This is a genomic window from Micromonospora haikouensis (assembly GCF_900091595.1).
Lineage (GTDB): Bacteria > Actinomycetota > Actinomycetes > Mycobacteriales > Micromonosporaceae > Micromonospora > Micromonospora haikouensis.
Map to the genome: position 1 here is coordinate 1 of NZ_FMCW01000008.1, position 19,853 is coordinate 19,853.

Below are 19,853 nucleotides of genomic sequence, written 5' to 3' on the forward strand. Positions count from 1 at the left end.
AACTCGGCGAACAAACAGCCCGCGAGCAACAGATACACCACCACCCGCGAGGGCAGATCCCGCACCCGCCGCTGAAGACAACACGTCTGAGCCAGGACCGCATCAACCATCTCGAACGGCACCTGCCGCGTCAGCTCACCCAGATGACCCGGCGCGAACGGACCTGCCGCGACCCGCACCACACGCGCAATGACAGACTGGACCAACAGCGGGACTCCCAACGGTGAGGCATGTCTTGGCGGACGTACCTCTCTACCGGAGTCCCGCTGCCTGCATCCCCACCGACACGCCCCCTTGACCAGCCACCACCACGCTTAACTACCCGGCATTGCGGCTAGCGTGGGCGCATGACACGTTGGGGCATTCTGGCCACCGGCCACATCGCCGGCTGTTTCGCCGAGGACCTGCGGCACGTGCCGGGGGCCGAGCTGGTCGCGGTCGGCTCGCGGACGCCGGAGGCGGCACGGGCGTTCGCAGACCGGCACGGCGCGCAACGGGCGTACGGCTCCTGGGCGGAGCTGGCCGCCGACGACGAGGTGGACGCGATCTACGTGGCGACCCCGCACGCGGCGCACCACGAGGCGACCATGATCTGCCTGGCGGCGGGCCGGGCGGTGCTGGTGGAGAAGCCGTTCACCCTCGACCTGGCCGACAGCACCGAGCTGGTCGAGGCGGCCCGCTCCCGGGGGGTCTTCCTCATGGAGGCCATGTGGATGCGCACGAACCCGCTGATCCTGCGGGTGGTCGAGCTGCTCGCCGAGGGGACGATCGGGCAGGTCACCGGCGTGCAGGCCGACTTCGGGGTGGCCGGGCCGTTCGCGCCGGAGAGCCGGATGCGGGCCCGCGCGCTGGGCGGGGGCGCGCTGCTGGACCTGGGCGTCTACCCGGTCAGCCTGGCCCACCTGCTGCTCGGCGTCCCGCAGCACGTGCGGTCGTGGGCGAAGATCGGCCCGGAGGGGGTCGACGAGAACACCGGCATCGTGTTCGGCTACGACTCGGGGGCCGTGGCGACGCTGAGCTGCGGCATGATCGGGGCCAGCCCGCTGGTCGCCTCGATCACCGGTACCGCCGGGCGCATCGACCTGCCCGCGCCGTTCTTCCGGCCGCCGTCGGCGACGCTGCACCGGGCCGGGGCGGAGCCGGAGACGATCCCGGCCGACCTGACCGGCGGCGGCTACCAGTACGAGGCGATCGAGGTGCAGCGCTGCCTCGCGGCGGGGCTGACGGAGAGCCCGCTGGTGCCGCACGCCGCCACGCTTGAGGTGATGGGCCTGCTGGACGCGATCCGCGAGCAGATCGGCGTGCAGTACAAGTGAGGTGCAAGGAAGGGCCCCCTGTTAACGCATTCTGTTGTACAGGGGGCCCTTCCTAACCGCCGGGCCGCCGGCCGCCGGGCCGCCGGCCGCCGGACCGCCGGCCGGCGGGCGGCGGGCGGGCGGCGGGACCGCCGGACGGCGAGCGCGGCAGGCCGTCAGCCGAAGAGGGGGCGGACCAGCAGGTAGGTGACGCAAGCGATCAGCGCCGCCGCCGGGAACGTGATGATCCACGCGACCACGATGTTGCCGGCCACGTTCCAGCGCACCGCGGAGAGCCGCTTCGTCGCCCCCACTCCCATGATCGCCGAGGTGATCGTGTGGGTGGTGGAGATCGGCGCGTGGAGCACCAGCGCGTTGAAGTAGAGCACCGAGCTGGCCACCGTCTCGGCGGCGAAGCCCTCCGGCGGGCCCAGGTCGATGATCTTGCGGCCGAGCGTGCGGATGATCCGCCAGCCACCGGCGTACGTGCCGGCCGCCAGCATCGCCGCCGACGTCCAGAACACCCAGCCGGGGATGTGGGTCTTGTCGTCCTGGAAGCCGCCCGTGTAGAGGGCGAGGACCACGATGCCCATGGTCTTCGCGGCGTCCTGCATGCCGTGGCCGACGGACATGGCCGCCGCCGACGCGGTCTGCGCCCAGCGGAAGCCCCGGTTCAGCTTGCCCGGCTGCCCGTTGCGGAACAGCCACAGGATCGCCAGCATCAGCAGGTAGCCCAGCGTCAGGCCGACGATCGGCGAGAGCACCATCGGCAGCAGGACCTTCTCGGCGATGTTGACCCACTGCACGATGCCGCCGGTGGCGAGCAGGGTCGCCCCGACCAGGCCGCCGAACAGCGCGTGCGAGGACGACGACGGCAGGCCGAAGTACCAGGTGATCAGGTTCCAGGCGATCGCGCCGAGCACCCCGGCGAAGACCACCCCCAGGCTCGCGATGCCGGTGGGCAGGGTGACGAGGTTGTCGCCGACGGTCTTGGCGACCCCCGCGCCGAAGTGGGCGCCGACGAAGTTGCCGACGGCGGCGAGGGCGAGCGCCATCCGGGGTGTCAGGGCGCGGGTGGAGACGCTGGTCGCGATCGCGTTGGCGGCGTCGTGGAAGCCGTTGGTGTAGTCGAACGCCAGGGCCACCGCGATCACCGCCAGCACGGCGATGAGTTCGGGACTCACAGGATCAGGACTCCTTGACCGCGATGGTCTCGACGGTGTTGGCCACGTGCTCGAAGGCGTCGCAGGCGGCCTCCAGCTCGTCGGCGACCTCCTTCATCTTGAGCACCGTGAGCGCGTCGTACTCGCCGGAGAAGAGGCGGACCAGCAGCATCCGGTACGCCTGGTCGCCGTCGTTCTCCAGCCGGTTGCACTCGATCCAGTAGTCCTCGAGATCCTTCATCGACTTGAGCCGGGGCATCGCCTCGGCGGTCAGCTTCGCCTGCTGGTCCAGCACGTTGACCAGCTCGTGCAGCTCGCGCGGGAGCGCCGGCAGCTTGGTCAGCCCGTAGAGGTAGAGCAGGTTGCCCACGGCCTCCAGGTGGTCCATCACGTCGTCGAGCAGCGACCCCAGCCGGTAGATGTCCTCCCGGTCGAACGGGGTGATGAAGGTGGAGTTGATCTTCTTGTAGAGGTCGTGGGTGATCTGGTCGCTGTCGTGCTCGACCTCGGTCAGCCGCTCGCTCACCGACTGCACGTCCACGCCCGGCAGGGCCAGCTCGTTGAGCAGCTCGGTGCCCCGCACCAGGTTCTGCGCGGCCCTGGTGAAGAGCTCGTAGAAGGCGCCCTCGGTGGGGCGGAAGGAAAACTTCACAGCCTGGACCTCGTCGTGTCGGTGGAAGGGTGGCGGACGCCCCGGGGGTGCCTGCAACGGGAATGCTAGGAAACGGCCGGGCCGCGAATTCGTCGGCCCACCCCTGGCCAGCCGCCATTTACTGGTCGTTCACCTGCCGTTCACCTGGAACCGGTCAGCCGGCCCGCAACCGCCGGCCGACCGCCACGCCGGCGCCGCCCGACCGCACGCGAGCGCGCCGCTGGTCAGACGCCGTCGCGCCGCCGGTCAGGCGCCGCACAGGCGGCTGCGCTCCGCCGCCACGTCGAAGTCCGCCGGCGGATACCCGAGATCCAGGTCGTCGAACGTCTCCCGCAGCAGGTGCGCCACCGCCCAGTCGCGGTACCACTTCCGGTCGGCCGGCACCACGTGCCACGGCGCGGCGTCCGTGCCGCACCGGCTCAGTGCCTCGGCGTACGCGGCCTGGTAGTCGCCCCAGCGGGCCCGGGAGTCCAGGTCGCTCGGGTGGTACTTCCAGTGCTTCGTCGGGTCGGTCAGCCGCGCCAGCAGCCGCTCGCCCTGCTCGGCGTGCGAGATGTGCAGCATGACCTTGACCAGCCGCACCCCGGAGCCGGTCAGCTCCCGCTCGAAGGCGTTGATCTCGTCGTACCGGGCCCGCCAGGTGGCCTCCGGCACCAGCGACTCCACCCGGGCGATCAGCACGTCCTCGTAGTGCGACCGGTTGAAGACCCCGACGTACCCGGGTGGCGGCAGGGCCCGGCGGATCCGCCACAGGAAGTCGTGCCGCCGCTCCCGCTCCGTCGGCGGGCCGAACGAGCGGATGTGCAGCCCGAGCGGGTTCATCGCCCCGGCGACCCGCCGGATCGTGCCGTCCTTGCCGCCGCAGTCCATGGCCTGGAGCACCAGCAGCACCCGGTCGGGTCGGCCCCGCCCCGGCGCGACGTCGGCCGCCGTGGGGGCGCCGGTGGGCGCGCCCGGGCCGGCGGCGGCCTGCGCGGTGGCGTACAGCATCTCCTGCTGCCGCCCCAGGGCCGCGCCGAGCAGCCGCACCTGCTCCCGCGCCCACGCCTTGCGGCTCCCGTCGCCCTCGGCGGCGGACGCCGGCAGCCCCGGCGTCGACCGGGGATCGATCGCCGCCAGGTCGACGGCACCCCCGCCCACCCGCAGCAACTCCCGCATCGTCGCCCCCTCGGGCGGCACGACGTCCCGGACAGCGTGGGCGGCATCTGACCGCGCACCATCGAACCCGCTCATGACTGGATCATCACCCACCCCGGCCACTCCCGCCCGTCGAGCGCCCGTGTCACGTTCGCGGTCGCCGGGACGTCGAGGGGTGGGGAGAATCATGCGCGTGGAAGGTGGCGGCGTGCCGGAGCTGGTCGACGGGTTCGAGGCGGAGCGGGGGCGGCTGACCGCCCTGGCGTACCGGATGCTGGGCAGCCGCAGCGAGGCCGAGGACGCCGTGCAGGAGACCTGGCTGCGCTGCGCCGGCGCGCTGGGCGACCCGGCGAGGCGGGCGGAGGTCGGCAACCTGACCGCCTGGCTCACCACCACCTGCGGGCGGATCTGCCTGGACGTGCTGCGCTCGGCGCGGGTGCGCCGGGAGACGTACCCGGGGCAGTGGCTGCCCGAGCCGGTCGTGACGCCGCTGGACGGCGAGGGTTTCGCGCCCGACCCGGCCGAACGCGCCGTCCGGGCCGACCGGGTCGGCACGGCCCTGCTGGTGCTGCTGGAGCGGCTCGGCCCCGAGCAGCGGGTCGCCCTGGTCCTGCACGACGTGTTCGCGGTGCCGTTCGGCGAGGTCGCCGAGGTGCTCGGCACGACGGCGGTGGCCGCCCGGCAGCTCGCCTCGCGGGCCCGGCGGGCCCTCGCCGCGCCCGACGCGCCCCGGCACACGGCCGACCTGGCCGAGCAGCGGCGGGTGGTGGCCGCGTTCGTCGCGGCGACCGAGTCCGGCGAGCTGGCCGAGCTGGTGCGGGTGCTCGCCCCGGACGTGGTGCTGATCGGCGACAGCGGCGGGCACTTCCCGGCGGCCCGGCGGCCGGTCACCGGCGCCGACACGGTGGGCCGGTTCGTCCTGGGCCTGTTCGGGCGGGCGGGCCGCTACGGCGCGCGGGTGCGGTCCCGGCCGGTGCTGGTGGACGGCGCGCTCGGGTTGCAGTTCGAGACCGTGCACACCGACGGTCGGCCGCTGCGCCTGGTCACCGCCTTCGCCGTGCACGACGGCCGGATCACCGGCGTCTTCAACCAGCTCAACCCCGACAAGCTGACCCGGGTGCCCGGCCTCGGGCCGGAGGCCGACGGGCCGCCGCACCCCTGACGGCCGGGGGCCGGGAGCGGGCCGGCGGGCTGGCCTCGGGCCGGAGGGCCGGCGGCGGGCCGTGGGCGACCCGGGCTCAGACCACCAGGGCCAGCCACTTCCGGTACGCCGTGGCGAACGGCTCGCTGCCGTCGCCGAGCACGCCCAGCAGCCACCGGGAGGCGGCCTCCGCCTCGGCCACCAGGTCGTCGGGGTAGCCGAACTGCTCCCGGTGCTCGGCGAACTCGTCCTCGTCGCGCAGCTCGACCAGACCGGTGCCCCGACGACGCACCACGTCGAGGTCGAGGTCGAACAGGTGGACGGTGTCGTCGCCCTCCCAGCGGGCCGGGGTGGCGATGTCGCAGTAGACCTCGCTCGTGCGCGGCGGCGGGTTGAACATGCACGTCCACCAGGCGTGGTGCGGCACCAGCAGCACGAAGGGGATCTGCTCGACCGACGGCCGGCCATGGTAGACGGACTCGGTGCCGGCCGGGACGCCGAGCCACACGCCGAGGTCGTCCGTGGTCAGGAGGCGGGCCGGGTAGTCGCGGTGGGCGCTGCCGTCGTACTTGCGGTAGATCACGCGGACCACGTCGCTCGGCATGAGTCGCACCCTAGTCGATTCCGCCCACCGATCGCGCGGGGGGAAGTAACGGAATCGATGCCGGGAGATTTCGTACGGTGACCCCGCCACGCGGGGCGGGGGCGGACCGGTGTCGGCGGCGACGGGTACCTTCGCACGGTGACTCCGCCGCGCACCGCTCCCGGTTCCGCCCTCCCCCGCACCTCCCGGCGGCGCGGCAAGCGGGCCGACGCCGGTGAGCTGCTCGCCGCCGCGGTCGGCGCGGTCCCCGGCGGCGCGGCCCGCCCCGGCCAGCAGCAGATGGCCACGGCGATCGCCGAGTGCGTGGCCTCCGGCGAGCACCTGCTGGTGCAGGCCGGCACCGGCACCGGCAAGTCCCTGGGCTACCTGGCCCCGGCCCTGACCGTGGACGGCCCGGTGGTGGTCTCCACCGCGACCCTGGCGTTGCAGTCCCAGCTCGTCGAGCACGACCTGCCCCGGCTCGCCGAGGCGGTGGAGCCGGTGCTCGGCCGCCGGCCCACCTTCGCCGTGCTCAAGGGCCGCCACCACTACCTGTGCCTGGCCCGGCTGGACAACTCGACGGAGGACGAGCCGACGGACACGCTGTTCGACGCCGTCGAGCCCCGGGCGGGCGGCGGGGGCGGGAGGTGGCTCGGCGAGGCGGGCCGGCTCGGCAAGCAGATCGAGCGGCTGCGCGACTGGGCGATGGAGACCGACACCGGCGACCGCGACGAGCTTGACCCGGGCGTCGACGACCTGGCCTGGCGGCTGGTGTCGATGCCGGCCCGGGAGTGCGTGGGGGCGTCCCGCTGCCCGTTCGGCGCGGAGTGCTTCGCTGAGGCGTCCCGGGCCCGCGCCCGGGAGGCCGACATCGTGGTCACCAACCACAGCCTGCTCGCCGTCGACATGATCGCCGGCCGGCACATCGTGCCGCCGCACAAGCTGCTGATCGTCGACGAGGCGCACGAGCTGGCCGACCGGGTCTCCTCGGCGGCCCAGGCCGAGCTGGTGCCGGAGCTGATCGACCGGTCCACCCGGCGGGCCCGGCCGCTGCTGCGTCCGGAGGTCGCCGAGCGGCTCACCGAGGCCGGCGACGCGCTCGCCGTCGGGCTGGCCGAGGCCCCCGCCGGTCGCCTCACGGCCGGCCTGCCCGGCCCGCTGCGCGAGGCGTGCACGCTGCTCGACGCCGCCACCCGGGCCGCGCTGGACGCGATCGGCGACGTCAAGTCCGACGATCCCGATCCGGTCCGCAAGCAGCAGGCCAAGGCGGTGCTCGACGAGCTGTCGGCCACCGCCCAGCGGCTGCTGGAGGAGTCCGAGCACGACGTGGCGTGGGTGGAGAAGCCCGACAACGGCAGCCGCCGGGCCCTGGTGGTGGCCCCGCTGTCGGTCGCCGGCACCCTCGCCACCCACCTGTACGACGAGCGCACCGTCGTCGCCACCTCGGCGACCCTGGCGCTGGGCGGCCGGTTCGACACGGTGGCCCGGGCGCTGGGGCTGGAGGCGCCGCCGCCCGCCCCGCCGTCCCCGGCCGCCGCCGCGCTGGCCGCCGCCACCGCCCGGGGGGACGCCCCGGCCGACGCGACGCCGGTGGCCGCCGCCCCGGGCAGCCGCCCCACCACCGGCACCGTGCCCGCCACCGAGGGGCCGGGCTGGCGGTCGCTCGACGTCGGTTCCCCGTTCGACTACGCCCGGCAGGGCATCCTCTACGTGGCGGCGCACCTGCCCCGCCCCGCTGCCTCCGGGCTGCCCGACGCGGCCGGCGAGGAGCTGCTGGCGCTGGTCGGGGCGCTGGGTGGGCGTACCCTCGGGTTGTTCTCCTCCCGGCGGGCCGCGCAGCAGGCGGCGGAGCTGCTGCGCGCGAAGACCGACCTGCCGGTCCTGCTTCAGGGCGAGGAGGCGCTGCCGCTGCTGGTGCGCCGGTTCCGCCAGGAGCAGTCGAGCTGCCTGTTCGGCGTGATGTCGCTGTGGCAGGGGGTCGACGTGCCGGGCGACTCCTGCCAGCTCGTGGTGATCGACCGGTTGCCGTTCCCCCGGCCGGACGAGCCGCTCGCGGCGGCCCGCGCCGCCGCCGTGGACGCGGGCGGGGGCTCGGGGTTCTCCGCCGTCAGCGTGCCGATCGCGGCGGTCCGGCTGGCCCAGGGCGTGGGCCGGCTGATCCGGGCCACCGGCGACCGGGGCGTGGTCGCGGTGCTCGACTCGCGGCTGGAGACGGCCCGGGGCTACGGCCCGTTCCTGCGCCGCTCGCTGCCCCCGTTCTGGTATACGACGCGCCCGGAGGTGGCCCGGGGGGCGCTGGAGCGGCTCGGCAGGTCGTGACGCGGCCCGGTCGGCGGTCTGCCCGCCGGCCGGTCAGGGCGCCTGCGAGGCGACCACCACGGCGTCGGGCGGGGTGTCCGGCACCGTACGCGCGGCGAGCCGGCGGACGGCCGTGTTGAGCACCGCGATCAGCGGCACCGAGACCAGCGCGCCGGTGATCCCGGCGAGCACCACGCCGGCCGCGATCCCGATGATCACCGCAAGCGGGTGGATGGCCACCGCCCGACCCATGATCAGCGGCTGGAGCACGTGCCCCTCGACCTGCTGCACGCCGATCACCACGCCGAGGATGATCAGGGCGGTGACCGGGCCGCTGTCGACCAGCGCCACCAGCACCGCGACCCCGCCGGAGAGCGCGGCCCCGACGATCGGGATGAACGCCCCCAGGAAGACCAGCGCCGCCAGCGGGAACGCGAACGGGATGTCGAAGACGACCAGGAAGGTGCCGATGCCGACCGCGTCGATGAACGCGACCAGCACCGTGGCCCGCACGTAGGCGCCCAGCGTCTCCCAGGACGCCCGGCCGGCGTCGTCGACCTTCCACCGGGCCGCCACCGGCAGCAGCCGCACCAGGAACCGCCAGATCCGGCTGCCGTCACGCAGGAAGAAGAACGTGGCGAAGAGCACCAGCACGATGCCGGTGAGCACCTCGGCCAGGGTCGCCGCCGTGGAGACCGCCCCGCTGGTGAACCGCTCGGTGTTGTTGTTGATCCAGGACTGGGCCTCCTCGATGTACCGGTCGAGCTGGCTGTCCGACAGGTGCAGCGGGCCGGTCTTGAGCCAGTCCTGGATCTGCCGGACGCCCTCGGAGGACTTCTTGCTCAGCTCCGGCACGCCCTTGATGAACTCGTTGACCACGAGCGTCAACGTGCCGACCACGGCGGCCAGGCCGCCGACCAGCACCACCGCCGTCGCCAGCGAGCGGGGGAAGCGCGCCCGCAGCAGCCAGCCCACGGCCGGCGCGAGCAGCGCCGAGAGCAGCATGGCGATGGCCAGCGGGATGATCACGATGCTGACGGTGGCGACGATCTTCAGCAGCGCCCAGAACACGACGCCGATGACGATCAGCCGCCACGACCAGGCGGCCGCGATGCGCAGCGCGTGCGGCACGTCGGCGTCGTCGCGGCTGGAGGTGGAGTTGTGCAGCGCGGCGGGCGGCTCGGCGCCGACCACGATCGCCGACGGCGGTGCCACCGGCCCCGGCGAGCGGGGCGAGGCCACCCCGGCCTCGGCCGACGCGTCGATGCTGCCGGGCAGCGCCCGAGGGCCCGTCACGTCGGCCCGCCCGGTCGGGTCGGCGCGGGCCTGCCGCACCGCGTCCCGTCCCGACTCGTACGCGCGGCGCAGCCGTCCCCGTACCCGCTCGAAGCGGCTCAAGCGCACCTCCCGCAGCAGAACCCGCCCGCCCAGACGACAGGGGGGACAGGATACGTCCGACCGCCCCAGCCTAGGGCGGTTGCGCCAACATTGCCCCGGCCCGCAACCCCGTAACCACCAGCGGACCGGTCCGCGGGGACGCGGTACCGTTCCGTCGTGACCGCCGATGAGAACCTCGACGCCGGCCTGCCGATCCGCCTGCTGCACGACCGGGTGCTGGTGCGGTTGGAGGGGAGCGAGGGTGAGCGCCGCTCCACCGCCGGCATCGTGATCCCGGCGACCGCCGCCGTCGGCAAGCGCCTCGCCTGGGCCACCGCCGTCGGCGTGGGCCCCCACGTCCGCTCGATCGTCTCCGGCGACCGGGTCCTCTTCGACCCCGACGACCGCTCCGAGGTCGAGCTGCACGGCCGGGGGTACGTGCTGCTGCGCGAGCGGGACGTGCACGCCGTGGCCGCCGAACGCGTCGAGGCGGAGACCACCGGCTCCACCGGCCTCTACCTGTAAGGAAGGGCCCCCTGTTAACGCTTTCGGTATAGCAAGGGCCCCCTCCTAACACTCCTCCCCCCGGGCGCACCCTGTGCGGCCTGGCGGGGGCTGCTTCGTTTGCGGCCGTCCGCGAAGGGAACGCCAGGCACGTCCAGCACCCTGGGGAGGGGAGCCTGCCGGTGTTCGTGAAGAAGGTGTTCCTCTGGGGCGGCGTCGCGTTCCTGATCTACTTCGTGGCGTTCCGGCCGGACGGCGCGGCGCAGGTGTGCCGGTCGGTCGGCGGGGGCCTGATGGCGATGGCCCAGGGCATGGGTGACTTCCTCACCGGCCTCACGACCTGACCGAGCCCGGCCTGATCACGCCCGACCTGATCACGCCTGACGGCCCCGGCCCGGCCCGGCGCGAGCCGCCCCGAGCCGGCCCGGAGTTCCGGCCGGACCGTCAGCCCGCGCGTGGCGGCCAGGGCGGGGGCTGGTGGGGGCCGTACCAGCCGGGCGGGCCGTAGCCGGCCGCGTGGGCCGGAACCGGGGGCGGCGGCGGGACGAGCACCACGGGGATCGGCACGACCGGCTCGTCCGGCGCGTCGACGGCGCGCTGCGAGCCGTCGGGGAACCGCAGGTGGTAACGGTGGCCGTCCCAGCTGCCGACGGGGGTTTGCGGGTCCCGGCCGACGAAGAACGCCCGGTACGCGGTGAGCGCGTCCAGCAGCTCCCGTTCCTCCCTGATCGTCCGTTCCTGGTCGGCGGGCCGGCGGTCCAGCCCCCGGCGCATCCCGTCGCGCAGCAGCGCCAGCCGGGTGGCCGAGAACTGGTATCCCCGCATCGCCTTGAGGCCCGCGTCGCCGGCCACCCGGCGGGCCCAGGTGCGGGCCGCGTGCCGCCGGCCGAGGCTGCCCAGCGACGCCACCTCGGGCGGGGTGAGCCAGCCCGCCCGCACATAGTCGGGCAGGGTGCGCTCGGTCAGCCGCCCCTCCCAGCCGCGCAGCCAGATGGCCAGCCCGACCATGGCGAAGAAGATCGGCACCATCACGCCGAGGTAGCCGTACAGGGCGATCATGGCCTGGCCGGTGGCCTGGGCCAGCGACGGCAGCAGGTTCCAGGTGCCGTGCAGCATCATCGCCAGCAGCAGGCCCGCGAGCGGGGCGAGGAACCGCACCCGCCGGTCGGCCGTGCGGGCGGCGATGCCGAGCCCCACCCCGGTCATCGAGGTGAACAGCGGGTGCGCGAACCCGAACAGCAGGATCCGGACGATGAAGATCGCGATGACCTGCCGCGCGCCGGTGGCGGGGCCGTACTCGTCGACGCCGGAGGCGTAGCCGTAGCCGCCCAGGTAGAGGATGTTCTCCACCATGGCGAAGCCGACCGCCGACAGCCCGCAGTAGACCAGGCCGTCGGTGATCCCGGACCACTCGCGGCGGCGGAAGATCAGCAGCAGGATGGGCCCGAGCGCCTTCGTCAGCTCCTCGATGAACGGGGCGACCAGCACGCCGGTGAGGGCGTTCGGCAGCCCCCAGTCGGCGAACCGGGCGGCGAAGAACTCGTTCACGGTCAGCGAGGCGGCCGTCGAGACGAACGCGCCCCACGCGAAGCAGAAGATCAGGTATTTCAGCGGCTCCGGCTCGTACCGGTCGAGCCACAGGAAGCAGGAGACCAGCACCGGCACCGGCAGGATCGCGGCGACCACCCCGATCAGCAGCGCCTGCGGCCCGAGGTTGGAGCCGAGCACGAAGAGCATGTAGACCGCGCACGCCGCGATCAGCAGCACCACCAGGGCCAGCACCAGGAACCGCCGCCAGCCCAGCCGACGCAGCGGCATCCGGGGGGCGGACCCGCCGGGCGGCGCGGGGACGTCGGGCGCGGTCCACGGCGGCACCGGGGCGCCGCCGGGTGGGGTGTCGGCCATTCTGTCAGCGTAGTCACCCTCCGCCGCCCGTTCCGGGCGCATCCGCCGACCGTTATCCTGTCGGCAGGTCACGAGCGCCAGCGTCAAGCCCCGGCTTGCTGGCCGGCAACCCTCGTCGAGTTCGCGGTGGGGTGCCCCGGGTGATGACCGGGCCCAGCCCCGTCCGGCGCTGGGCAAGCGCGGACCCCGTCTCCGGTGGCGTCACCCGGGGTCCCCGGACCCGGAGGTCGGCATGACCGTCACCCTCGTACCCCCGCCCGCCCCGCTGCCCGCGCGGATCGCGCCGGCGTCGTCGCGGCCGCTCGACGTGCTCGGCGTGCCGGGCCAGACCAACCTGGACCATGCGGCCAGCGCGCCGTGCGCGCGGGCGGCGGCCGACGCTGTGGCCGAGCTGCTCCCCTGGTACGCCAGCGTGCACCGCGGCGCGGGCGCGCTGTCGCGGCGCTGCACCCTCGCCTACGAGCGGGCCCGGCAGACCGTCGGCGACTTCTTCGGCGCCCGGCCCGGCGACCACGTGATCTTCACCCGCAACACGACGGACGCGCTGAACCTGCTGGCCCGCGCCCTGCCCGCCGGGACGACGGTGGTGACGTTCGCCGGGGAGCACCACGCCAACCTGCTGCCCTGGCCGCGCGGCTCGGTGCGGCTGCCCGTGCCGGCGAGCCCAGGCGAGGCGGTCCGGGCGCTGGACGCGGCGCTGATGGAGCTGCGCCGGGACGCGCCGCCGGGGGCCGCGGGCATCAGCCGCTCCGCCGGCCCGCCGGTGCTGGTGGCGGTCACCGGGGCCAGCAACGTGACCGGGGAACGCTGGCCGGTGGCCGAGCTGGCCGCCGTCGCCCGCCGGCACGCCGCCCGGATCGCCGTGGACGCCGCACAGCTCGCCCCGCACGCGCCGGTCGACGTCGCCGCGCTCGGCGTGGACTACCTGGCCGTGTCCGGGCACAAGCTGTACGCGCCGTTCGGCGCGGGCGTGCTGCTCGGGCGGGGCGACTGGCTGGACGCGGCCCCGCCGTACCTGGCGGGTGGGGGCGCGACCAGCCACGTCGGGGACGCCACCCACCAGGTGCGCTGGGCCGCCGGCCCGGCCCGGCACGAGGCGGGCACCCCCAACCTGCTCGGCGCGGTCGCCCTCGCGGCGGTCTGCGCGGCCCTCGCCGACGCCGACCGGGACGCGCTGCACGCCCGGGAGCAGGCCCTGCTGGCCCGGCTCCGGCAGGGCCTGGCCGCCCTGCCGCACGTGGTGGAGCTGCGTACCTTCGGGCCGGACGCGCCCCGGGTCGGCATCGTCTCGTTCGTCGTCGCCGGCCGGGACTCGGGCGAGGCGGCGGCGGAGCTGGCGGCCCGGCACGACGTCGGGGTCCGCGACGGGCTGTTCTGCGCCCACCCGCTGGCCCGGCGGCTGCTCGCCGAGGCGGCGGCCCGCAGCGGCCGGACGGACCTGCCGCCGACCGCCCTGCGGGCGAGCCTCGGCCTGGGCAGCACGGCGCGGGACGTCGACCGCCTGCTGGCCGCCCTCGCCGAGCTGGGCTGAGCCGACCGACTCCGGGCGGGGCCGAGCGCGGCCCCGCCCCGCCGCTCAGCCGACGGACGGGGCGGCGGGCGACCTCCGGGGGCCGGGCTCGCCTTCGCCCGCCTCCGGGGCCGGCTTCTCCTGCTCGCCGAACGACTCGCGGACCAGCCGGTTCGCCTCCTGCTGCTCGATGCCGGAGGCCACCAGCAGGTCGCTGGCGGTGGTCCGCACCTGCGCGACCACCACGCTGCCGGAGAACCCGACCCCCTGCTCGTACGCCCGACCGGCCTCGCTGACGGCGCGCAGGGACCGTTCCCGGGCCTTCTCCGGCTCCGCCCCGACGGCGAACTCGTGGCGGAGCAGGCGGACCGCCTCGGCGAGGTGGCCCACCGCGTCGGACATGGGGTCGGGCACCGGTTCGCCGTCCTCGATCATGGTGACCGAGCGCCGGATCAGGGTGCCGCTGTTGCGCATCGCCCGGTCGATGGGCTCGGCCGCGTCGGCGTAGTGGGTCAGCTCGCTGCGCCGGTGCCAGCGGGCCGGGGAGAGGGTGCTGGTCTCCTTCGCGCCCTCGATCGCCTCCGTGAAGGTGGCCAGCTCCGCCTTGTTCTCCCGGAGCCGTTCCAGGGCACGTTGGGCGCTGTCGCGGTCGCGGTCGCGCAGCGCGGCGGCGGCCACGTCGAGCTGGTCGGCGAGCAGGTCGAGCGCCGGCCGGGCGGCCCGGTTGATCACCCGCAGCGGGTTCAGCGGCAGCAGGATCGCCGTCACCACCAGCGCGATCCCGCCGCCGACGAACGCGTCCACGAAGCGCGGTATCTCCAGGTTCTCGGTGGACGGGCTGAGCGTGACGATCAGCACGGCCGTGGCGGCGGCCTGGATGACGATCGCCACGCTCGCGCCGAAGAAGATGGTCAGCAGGATCGCCGCCGTCACCACCATCCCGAGCTGCCAACCGCCGGTGCCCAGGAAATAGATCAGCACGTCGCCGAGGAACACCCCGACCGCCACCCCGACGATCAGCTCGACCGTCCGCCGCAGCCGCTGGCCGACCGACGCGGCGAGGGTGCCGACCGCCGAGATCGGCGCGAAGACCGGCTGCGGATTGTGCAGCAGCTCGTGGGAGACGATCCAGGCCAGCGCCGCGGCCAGCCCCGCCTGGACGGCCAACCCGAGCGCCATCCGCACCCGGTGCAGCCGGTCGTGCAGCGTGGCCTTGCCCCGGTGGCGCAGCTGTTCCATGGCCGCCGCGATACGTGGCGCGTCGACGTCGCCGTCGCCGTCGCGCATCCCGGCACGCCGCAGCAGCGAGGGTCGGCGGTCCCGGGCCACGGCCATGGCGGGGACTACCCGCGGCGGGGCCGGTGAATCCTCGCCCGCTGCGGCAGACTCGACCGGGTGACGGAGCTGGACGACGGGCGGGGGGCCGGCCTGGTGGACCGGTGGCGGGCGGCGGTCCGGGACGCCGGTGCACCCGACGGCCCCGCGCTGACCCGCGCCGGGCAGGAGCTGCTGGCCCGCTGGTGGGAGCCGCACCGCCGCTACCACACCGTCCGGCACCTGACCGCCGTCCTCGACGTGGTCGACGCGTACGCCGGCTTCGCCGACCGTCCGGACCTGGTCCGCCTCGCCGCTTGGTGCCACGACGCGGTCTACGACCCGCGCACCGCCGGTGACGCCAACGAGCGGGCCAGCGCCGACCTCGCCGAGGGGCTGCTCACCGGGCTCGGGGTGCCGGCGGCGGCGGTGGCCGAGGTGCGCCGGCTGGTGCTGCTCACCGCCGGGCACGCGGTCGCCGCCGACGACCGCGACGGGGCGCTGCTCTGCGACGCCGACCTGGCCGTGCTGGCCGGGACGCCCGAGGAGTACGACCGCTACGCCGCGGCCGTCCGGCAGGAGTACGCGCACGTGCCGGACGGGGACTTCCGCCGGGGCCGCGCGAGGATCCTGGACCAGCTCCTGTCCCTGCCCACCCTCTACCGCCACCCCCACCTGCACACCCACTGGACCCCGCAGGCCCACGCCAACCTCACCCGCGAACTGACCGCCCTCGCCCCCTCGCCCGGGTGATCAGGGGACGTGCAGGTGTTTGGGGCGGCGCAGGTTCGCCGCGCGCAGGAGGCGGACCAGGTCGCGGCTCGGCACAACCCGCGCGCCGAGGAGCACCGCCATCCGGTACCGCTCGGCGGGGATGTCGTAGTGGTCCCGGTCGAACGCGCGCCGGGGCACGCCCAGCATCTCGGCGAAGACGTGCAGCTCGGCGGGGGAGACGTCGCTGATCAGGTGGGACCAGAGGCGCCCGCGCGCCGGCCAGGCGGGCCGGTCCACATACAGCATGGCCGCCAACCTAGCCGCCGGTTAGCCTCTCCTGCATGGCCGGATCCCCCCTCCTCGCTGACCTGCGTGCCCTCCTCGGCGACGCCGCCGTCCTGACCGACCCCGACCTGCTGCGGATGCACGAGCGGGACGAGGCCGACCTGTGCGCCTCGGGCACGCCGCTGGTGGTGGTCCGCCCCCGTGACACCGCGCAGGTGGCCGGCGTGGTCCGGGCGGCGGCCCGGCACGGCGTACCCGTGGTGCCGCAGGGGGCGCGGACCGGGCTGGCGGGCGCGGCGAACGCGGTGGACGGCGCGGTGGTGCTGAGCACGGTGGCGATGGACCGGATCCTGGAGATCGACCCGGTGGCCCGGATCGCCGTGGTCCAGCCCGGTGTGGTGAACGCGACACTGGCCGGGGCGGTGCGCCGGGAGGGGCTCTACTATCCGCCGGACCCGGGCTCCTGGGAGTCGTCCACGATCGGCGGCAACGTCGCCACCAACGCGGGCGGCATGTGCTGCGTCAAGTACGGCGTGACCACCGAGTACGTGCTCGGCCTGGAGGTGGTGCTCGCCTCCGGCGAGGTGCTGCGCACCGGGCGGCGCACCGCCAAGGGCGTCGCCGGCTACGACCTGACGCGGCTCTTCGTCGGCTCGGAGGGCACCCTCGGGGTGATCACGGAGGTGACCGTGGCGCTGCGGCCCGCGCCGGAGGAGTCGCTCACCCTGGTCGCCGTGTTCGACTCGACGGCGGACGCCGGCACGGCGGTGGCCCAGATCGCCGCGAAGGGCCTCACCCCGAGCCTGCTGGAGCTGCTCGACCGCACCCACCTGCGGGCCATCGAGGCGTACCAGCCGATGGGGCTGCGCACCGACGCGCAGGCGCTGCTGCTGGCCGCCGTGGACACCGGTTCGCGGGCCGCCGACGACCTGGCGAGGATCGCCGAGGTGTGCGAGGCCGCCGGTGCCGACGAGGTGTACGCGGCCACCGACGCCGTGGAGGCGGCGGCGCTGCTCCAGGCCCGCCGGCTGGCCCACCCGGCGATGGAGAAGTTCGCCGCCGACACGTACCCGGGTGGCAACGGCGGGCTGGTGATCGACGACGTGGCGGTGCCGCGCGGGGCGCTCGCCGAGCTGCTGGACGGGGTGGCCCGCATCGCCGAGGAGTGCGCCGTGCCGATCGGGGTGGTGGGGCACGCCGGCGACGGCAACCTGCACCCGAACATCGTGGTCGACCGCGCCGACCCGGCGAGCGTGGAGCGGGGCCGGCGGGCGTTCGACGAGATCATGCGGCTCGGGCTGGAGCTGGGCGGCACCTGCACCGGCGAGCACGGGGTGGGGCTGCTCAAGCGGGACTGGTTGGCCCGGGAGATCGGGCCGGTCGGGGTGCGGGTGCACCAGGCGATCAGGTCGGCGCTCGACCCGACGGGGCTGTTCAACCCCGGCAAGGTGCTCTGACGCGGTCCTCGGCCCGACCGTCAGGCGGTGGCCTCCGCCGGGGTGGCCTGGGTGAGCAGCAGCAGGATCTCGTACCCCAGGGGTGGCCGCTCCTCCCCCGGGCAGTCCTCGATCGTGATCGGGCCCGGCGTGGTGACCAGCACGGACGTCAGGGCGTCGATGCAGCTCACCCGGTAGCCCCGGGCCTTGTCGGTCTCGGCGGCCAGCCGCTCGTCGGTGAGCAGCGCGCGCAGCCGCTGCGTCTGCTCGGGGGCGAGTTGCCCGGACGACCGGACGTCGTCGCCGGCGCAGTTGGCGCAGTCCCACCGCCCGTCGGGCTGGACGGACAGCGTCCGCACCGGGCCGTCCTGGCCGTGCTTCTGCACCAGTTCCACCCGCACCGGCCCGCCGGCCGCCGCGCCACCGGCCGGGGATGCCGGCGACCCGTCGGGCGGCGGGGCGGTCGCCGTGCCGGCCCGGCGGACCGGCCCGACCGTCGAGCAGGCGGCGAGCGCCCCGACGAGCAGGGCACCGGCGGCCAACGGGATGATCGAACGCGCGCGAAAAGGGCGGATCACGCGCCGGAACGTACCCGATCATGGTGCCGTCGGGTACCGGCCGAGCGGCCGGACAGGGGTGGCCCGCCCTCCGGTACGGGTTCGGCTACCGGGGGGACGACGGGAGTTCGACCGGATCGCCGTCGGCGCCCCGGTCCGCCGCGAAGCCGCGCACGTCCGGCGCGCCGAGCCGGGCCGCGTCCGCCGTCGCGTCGTCCGGCATGAGCTGCGACTCCCGCTCCGCCTCCACCCGGGCCCGGTAGTGGGCGACCTCACGCGCCCGGGTCGCCGCGTCCCAGCCCAGCACCGCGCCCATCAGCTCGGCGGTGTGCTCGGCCGACTCCAGGCCGCGGTGGGCCGTCTCGAAGGAGATCCGGGTACGCCGGGTCAGCACGTCCTCCAGGTGCAGCGCCCCCTCGGCGCGGGCCGCGTACGTCACCTCGGCCGCCAGGTATTCCGGCGCGCCGGCCAGCGGGGAGGCGAGCAGCGGATCGGCGTCGACCAGCGCCAACAGGTCGAGGGTGAGGGTGCCGTAGCGCTCCAGCAGGTGCTCGACCACGCCGACCGGCACCCCGTGCCGGCGGGCCAGGTCGGCCCGGTCCCGCCACATCGCGGCGTACCCGTCGGCGCCGAGCAGCGGCAGGTCGGCCGTGCGGGACGGGCGGACCCCGCCGAGCCGGCGGGCCGCGCGGTCCACCACGTCGGAGGCCATCACCCGGTACGTCGTGTACTTGCCCCCGGCGACGAGCAGCAGCCCGAGCATGGGCTCGACCACCGCGTGCTCCCGGGACAGTTTGGAGGTGGAGTCCGCCTCGCCGGCCAGCAGCGGCCGCAGGCCGGCGTAGACGCCCTCGATGTCGTCGGTGGTCAGCGGCCGGTCCAGCACCGTGTTGACCTGCTCCAGCAGGTAGGCGATGTCGCGGGCCGACGCAGCCGGGTGGGACCGGTCGAGCCGCCAGTCGGTGTCGGTGGTGCCGATGATCCAGTGCCCGCCCCAGGGGATGACGAACAACACGCTGGTGGCGGTGCGCAGGATCAGGCCCGCCTCGCCGGTGATCGCCGAGCGGGGCACCACGAGGTGCACCCCCTTCGACGCCCGGACCCGGACGCCCCGGCGCAGCCCGACGTCGTTGAGCATCCGCGACATGTCGTCGGTCCACACGCCGGTCGCGGCGACGACGGTGCGGGCGCGTACTTCGAACTCGGCGTCCGGTGAGCCGGGCGGCGCCTCCAGGTCGCGGACCCGGACCCCGGTCACCTCGCGCGCCTGCCGGACGAGGCCGACGGCGCGGGTGCTGGTGACCACCGTCGCACCCAGGCTGGCGGCGGTGCGGGCCAGGGTGACCACCAGCCGGGCGTCGTCGACCTGCCCGTCGTAGTAGCGGATCGCCCCGGCGAGGCCGTCGGCGCGCAGGCTCGGGAAGATCCGCCGTGCGCCCTCCCTGCTGAGGTGCCGGTGCAGCGGCATCCCCCGCCCGCCCCCGAACAGCCCGGCGAACGCGTCGTACGCGGCCACGCCGAGGCCGTAGTAGGAGCGGCGGAAGGTGCGGCCGGGCAGGTCGCGTACGCCCTTGCCGGCGGGCAGCGGGACCAGGATCGGCACCGGCCGGACCAGGTGCGGGGCGAGCCGGGTGGCGAGCAGCCCCCGCTCGGTGAGCGCCTCGTGGACCAGGTGGAACTCCAACTGCTCCAGGTAGCGCAGGCCGCCGTGGATCAGCTTGCTGGACCGGCTGGAGGTGCCGGCGGCGAAGTCGCGCGCCTCCACCAGGGCCACCTTCAGGCCCCGGGAGGCGGCGTCCAGCGCCGCGCCGGCACCGGTGACGCCACCGCCGATCACCAGGACGTCGAACCGCTCGGCGCGCAGTCGCCGCAGGTCGGCGGCGCGGCGCGCCGGGGAGAGCTGGCCGGCGACGCTTCGGGAGACGTTGGGGTCACGCACCCGTCCACCGTAACCGCCGTGGCCACCACGCGGCATGTCGTGA

At 75.0% G+C, this 19,853-nt stretch carries 19 protein-coding genes and 1 riboswitch; of the genes, 8 read left to right on the top strand and 11 right to left on the bottom strand.

All coding sequences use genetic code 11. From position 1 onward, the window contains the following. Positions 1-206, bottom strand: a 206-nt coding sequence (locus tag GA0070558_RS09670) for a transposase domain-containing protein (protein ID WP_176734156.1), incomplete at its 3' end; no start/stop codon positions are given. Positions 207-347: 141 nt separating this feature from the next. On the opposite strand from GA0070558_RS09670, the gene GA0070558_RS09675 reads away from it, so the two are divergent. Then, the gene (locus tag GA0070558_RS09675; RefSeq protein WP_091277857.1) at positions 348-1,316 is read left to right on the top strand and encodes a Gfo/Idh/MocA family protein; all 969 of its coding nucleotides are present in this window, start codon (positions 348-350) and stop codon (positions 1,314-1,316) included. A gap of 155 nt (positions 1,317-1,471) precedes the next feature. Here the strand turns inward: GA0070558_RS09675 and GA0070558_RS09680 are convergent, their stop codons facing one another. From GA0070558_RS09680 to GA0070558_RS09690, 3 genes are all read right to left on the bottom strand, one after another. Beyond that, a complete protein-coding gene (locus GA0070558_RS09680) occupies positions 1,472-2,479 on the bottom strand; it encodes an inorganic phosphate transporter (RefSeq protein ID WP_077938139.1) in 1,008 nt (335 codons plus the stop codon). A gap of 4 nt (positions 2,480-2,483) precedes the next feature. Further along, positions 2,484-3,110, bottom strand: a complete 627-nt coding sequence (locus GA0070558_RS09685) for a DUF47 domain-containing protein (protein WP_043965192.1) — start codon at positions 3,108-3,110, stop codon at positions 2,484-2,486. A gap of 246 nt (positions 3,111-3,356) precedes the next feature. Next, complete coding sequence (locus GA0070558_RS09690; RefSeq protein ID WP_176734173.1) at positions 3,357-4,268, bottom strand: PPK2 family polyphosphate kinase; 912 nt, start codon at positions 4,266-4,268, stop codon at positions 3,357-3,359. Positions 4,269-4,434: 166 nt separating this feature from the next. On the opposite strand from GA0070558_RS09690, the gene sigJ reads away from it, so the two are divergent. Continuing rightward, on the top strand, positions 4,435-5,409 hold the full coding sequence (gene sigJ / locus GA0070558_RS09695; protein WP_091277859.1) for an RNA polymerase sigma factor SigJ: 975 nt from the start codon (positions 4,435-4,437) through the stop codon (positions 5,407-5,409). A gap of 76 nt (positions 5,410-5,485) precedes the next feature. Here sigJ and GA0070558_RS09700 read toward each other — a convergent pair whose 3' ends face one another. After that, the gene (locus tag GA0070558_RS09700; protein ID WP_043965189.1) at positions 5,486-5,992 is read right to left on the bottom strand and encodes a DUF402 domain-containing protein; all 507 of its coding nucleotides are present in this window, start codon (positions 5,990-5,992) and stop codon (positions 5,486-5,488) included. A gap of 138 nt (positions 5,993-6,130) precedes the next feature. Between GA0070558_RS09700 and GA0070558_RS09705 the strand changes: the two genes are divergently transcribed. Next, positions 6,131-8,290, top strand: a complete 2,160-nt coding sequence (locus tag GA0070558_RS09705; RefSeq protein ID WP_091277862.1) for an ATP-dependent DNA helicase — start codon at positions 6,131-6,133, stop codon at positions 8,288-8,290. Between the two features lie 33 nt (positions 8,291-8,323). On the opposite strand, the gene GA0070558_RS09710 is transcribed toward GA0070558_RS09705, so the two are convergent. Continuing rightward, positions 8,324-9,736, bottom strand: a complete 1,413-nt coding sequence (locus GA0070558_RS09710) for an AI-2E family transporter (protein WP_377536828.1) — start codon at positions 9,734-9,736, stop codon at positions 8,324-8,326. An 87-nt stretch (positions 9,737-9,823) separates the two neighbouring features. On the opposite strand from GA0070558_RS09710, the gene GA0070558_RS09715 reads away from it, so the two are divergent. Beyond that, on the top strand, positions 9,824-10,171 hold the full coding sequence (locus tag GA0070558_RS09715) for a GroES family chaperonin (RefSeq protein WP_043965186.1): 348 nt from the start codon (positions 9,824-9,826) through the stop codon (positions 10,169-10,171). Positions 10,172-10,332: 161 nt separating this feature from the next. Then, on the top strand, positions 10,333-10,494 hold the full coding sequence (locus GA0070558_RS33325; protein ID WP_176734157.1) for a hypothetical protein: 162 nt from the start codon (positions 10,333-10,335) through the stop codon (positions 10,492-10,494). A 100-nt stretch (positions 10,495-10,594) separates the two neighbouring features. Here the strand turns inward: GA0070558_RS33325 and GA0070558_RS09720 are convergent, their stop codons facing one another. After that, complete coding sequence (locus tag GA0070558_RS09720; protein ID WP_176734158.1) at positions 10,595-12,055, bottom strand: PrsW family intramembrane metalloprotease; 1,461 nt, start codon at positions 12,053-12,055, stop codon at positions 10,595-10,597. A gap of 66 nt (positions 12,056-12,121) precedes the next feature. Beyond that, positions 12,122-12,241, top strand: a riboswitch (SAM riboswitch). 46 nt (positions 12,242-12,287) lie between these two features. Here GA0070558_RS09720 and GA0070558_RS09725 point away from each other — a divergent pair. After that, complete coding sequence (locus tag GA0070558_RS09725) at positions 12,288-13,586, top strand: aminotransferase class V-fold PLP-dependent enzyme (protein WP_091277866.1); 1,299 nt, start codon at positions 12,288-12,290, stop codon at positions 13,584-13,586. Positions 13,587-13,631: 45 nt separating this feature from the next. Here GA0070558_RS09725 and GA0070558_RS09730 read toward each other — a convergent pair whose 3' ends face one another. Continuing rightward, positions 13,632-14,852 (bottom strand): FUSC family protein, encoded by a 1,221-nt coding sequence (locus GA0070558_RS09730; RefSeq protein ID WP_091278125.1) that lies wholly within the window; start codon positions 14,850-14,852, stop codon positions 13,632-13,634. A 108-nt stretch (positions 14,853-14,960) separates the two neighbouring features. On the opposite strand from GA0070558_RS09730, the gene GA0070558_RS09735 reads away from it, so the two are divergent. Further along, complete coding sequence (locus GA0070558_RS09735; protein WP_256091853.1) at positions 14,961-15,632, top strand: HD domain-containing protein; 672 nt, start codon at positions 14,961-14,963, stop codon at positions 15,630-15,632. Here GA0070558_RS09735 and GA0070558_RS09740 read toward each other — a convergent pair whose 3' ends face one another. Further along, positions 15,633-15,899, bottom strand: coding sequence for a DUF4031 domain-containing protein (locus GA0070558_RS09740; protein ID WP_091277868.1), 267 nt, complete (start codon positions 15,897-15,899; stop codon positions 15,633-15,635). Between the two features lie 35 nt (positions 15,900-15,934). On the opposite strand from GA0070558_RS09740, the gene GA0070558_RS09745 reads away from it, so the two are divergent. Next, a complete protein-coding gene (locus GA0070558_RS09745) occupies positions 15,935-17,335 on the top strand; it encodes an FAD-binding oxidoreductase (RefSeq protein WP_091277869.1) in 1,401 nt (466 codons plus the stop codon). A gap of 20 nt (positions 17,336-17,355) precedes the next feature. Here GA0070558_RS09745 and GA0070558_RS09750 read toward each other — a convergent pair whose 3' ends face one another. Both GA0070558_RS09750 and GA0070558_RS09755 read right to left on the bottom strand, forming a co-directional pair. Then, positions 17,356-17,892 (bottom strand): hypothetical protein, encoded by a 537-nt coding sequence (locus GA0070558_RS09750; RefSeq protein ID WP_091277871.1) that lies wholly within the window; start codon positions 17,890-17,892, stop codon positions 17,356-17,358. Between the two features lie 85 nt (positions 17,893-17,977). Beyond that, positions 17,978-19,846 (bottom strand): glycerol-3-phosphate dehydrogenase/oxidase, encoded by a 1,869-nt coding sequence (locus tag GA0070558_RS09755; protein WP_091277873.1) that lies wholly within the window; start codon positions 19,844-19,846, stop codon positions 17,978-17,980. Positions 19,847-19,853: the final 7 nt, after the last annotated feature.

Bases quoted from the DNA above. Each gene is read 5' to 3' on its own strand.
- GA0070558_RS09675 (WP_091277857.1), top strand. From the start codon at position 348: ATGACACGTTGGGGCATTCTGGCCACCGGCCACATCGCCGGCTGTTTC.
- GA0070558_RS09690 (WP_176734173.1), bottom strand. From the start codon at position 4,268: ATGCGGGAGTTGCTGCGGGTGGGCGGGGGTGCCGTCGACCTGGCGGCG.
- sigJ (WP_091277859.1), top strand. From the start codon at position 4,435: ATGCGCGTGGAAGGTGGCGGCGTGCCGGAGCTGGTCGACGGGTTCGAG.
- GA0070558_RS09700 (WP_043965189.1), bottom strand. From the start codon at position 5,992: ATGCCGAGCGACGTGGTCCGCGTGATCTACCGCAAGTACGACGGCAGC.
- GA0070558_RS09720 (WP_176734158.1), bottom strand. From the start codon at position 12,055: ATGGCCGACACCCCACCCGGCGGCGCCCCGGTGCCGCCGTGGACCGCG.
- GA0070558_RS09725 (WP_091277866.1), top strand. From the start codon at position 12,288: ATGACCGTCACCCTCGTACCCCCGCCCGCCCCGCTGCCCGCGCGGATC.
- GA0070558_RS09730 (WP_091278125.1), bottom strand. From the start codon at position 14,852: ATGCGCGACGGCGACGGCGACGTCGACGCGCCACGTATCGCGGCGGCC.
- GA0070558_RS09740 (WP_091277868.1), bottom strand. From the start codon at position 15,899: ATGCTGTATGTGGACCGGCCCGCCTGGCCGGCGCGCGGGCGCCTCTGG.
- GA0070558_RS09745 (WP_091277869.1), top strand. From the start codon at position 15,935: ATGGCCGGATCCCCCCTCCTCGCTGACCTGCGTGCCCTCCTCGGCGAC.
- GA0070558_RS09755 (WP_091277873.1), bottom strand. From the start codon at position 19,846: ATGCCGCGTGGTGGCCACGGCGGTTACGGTGGACGGGTGCGTGACCCC.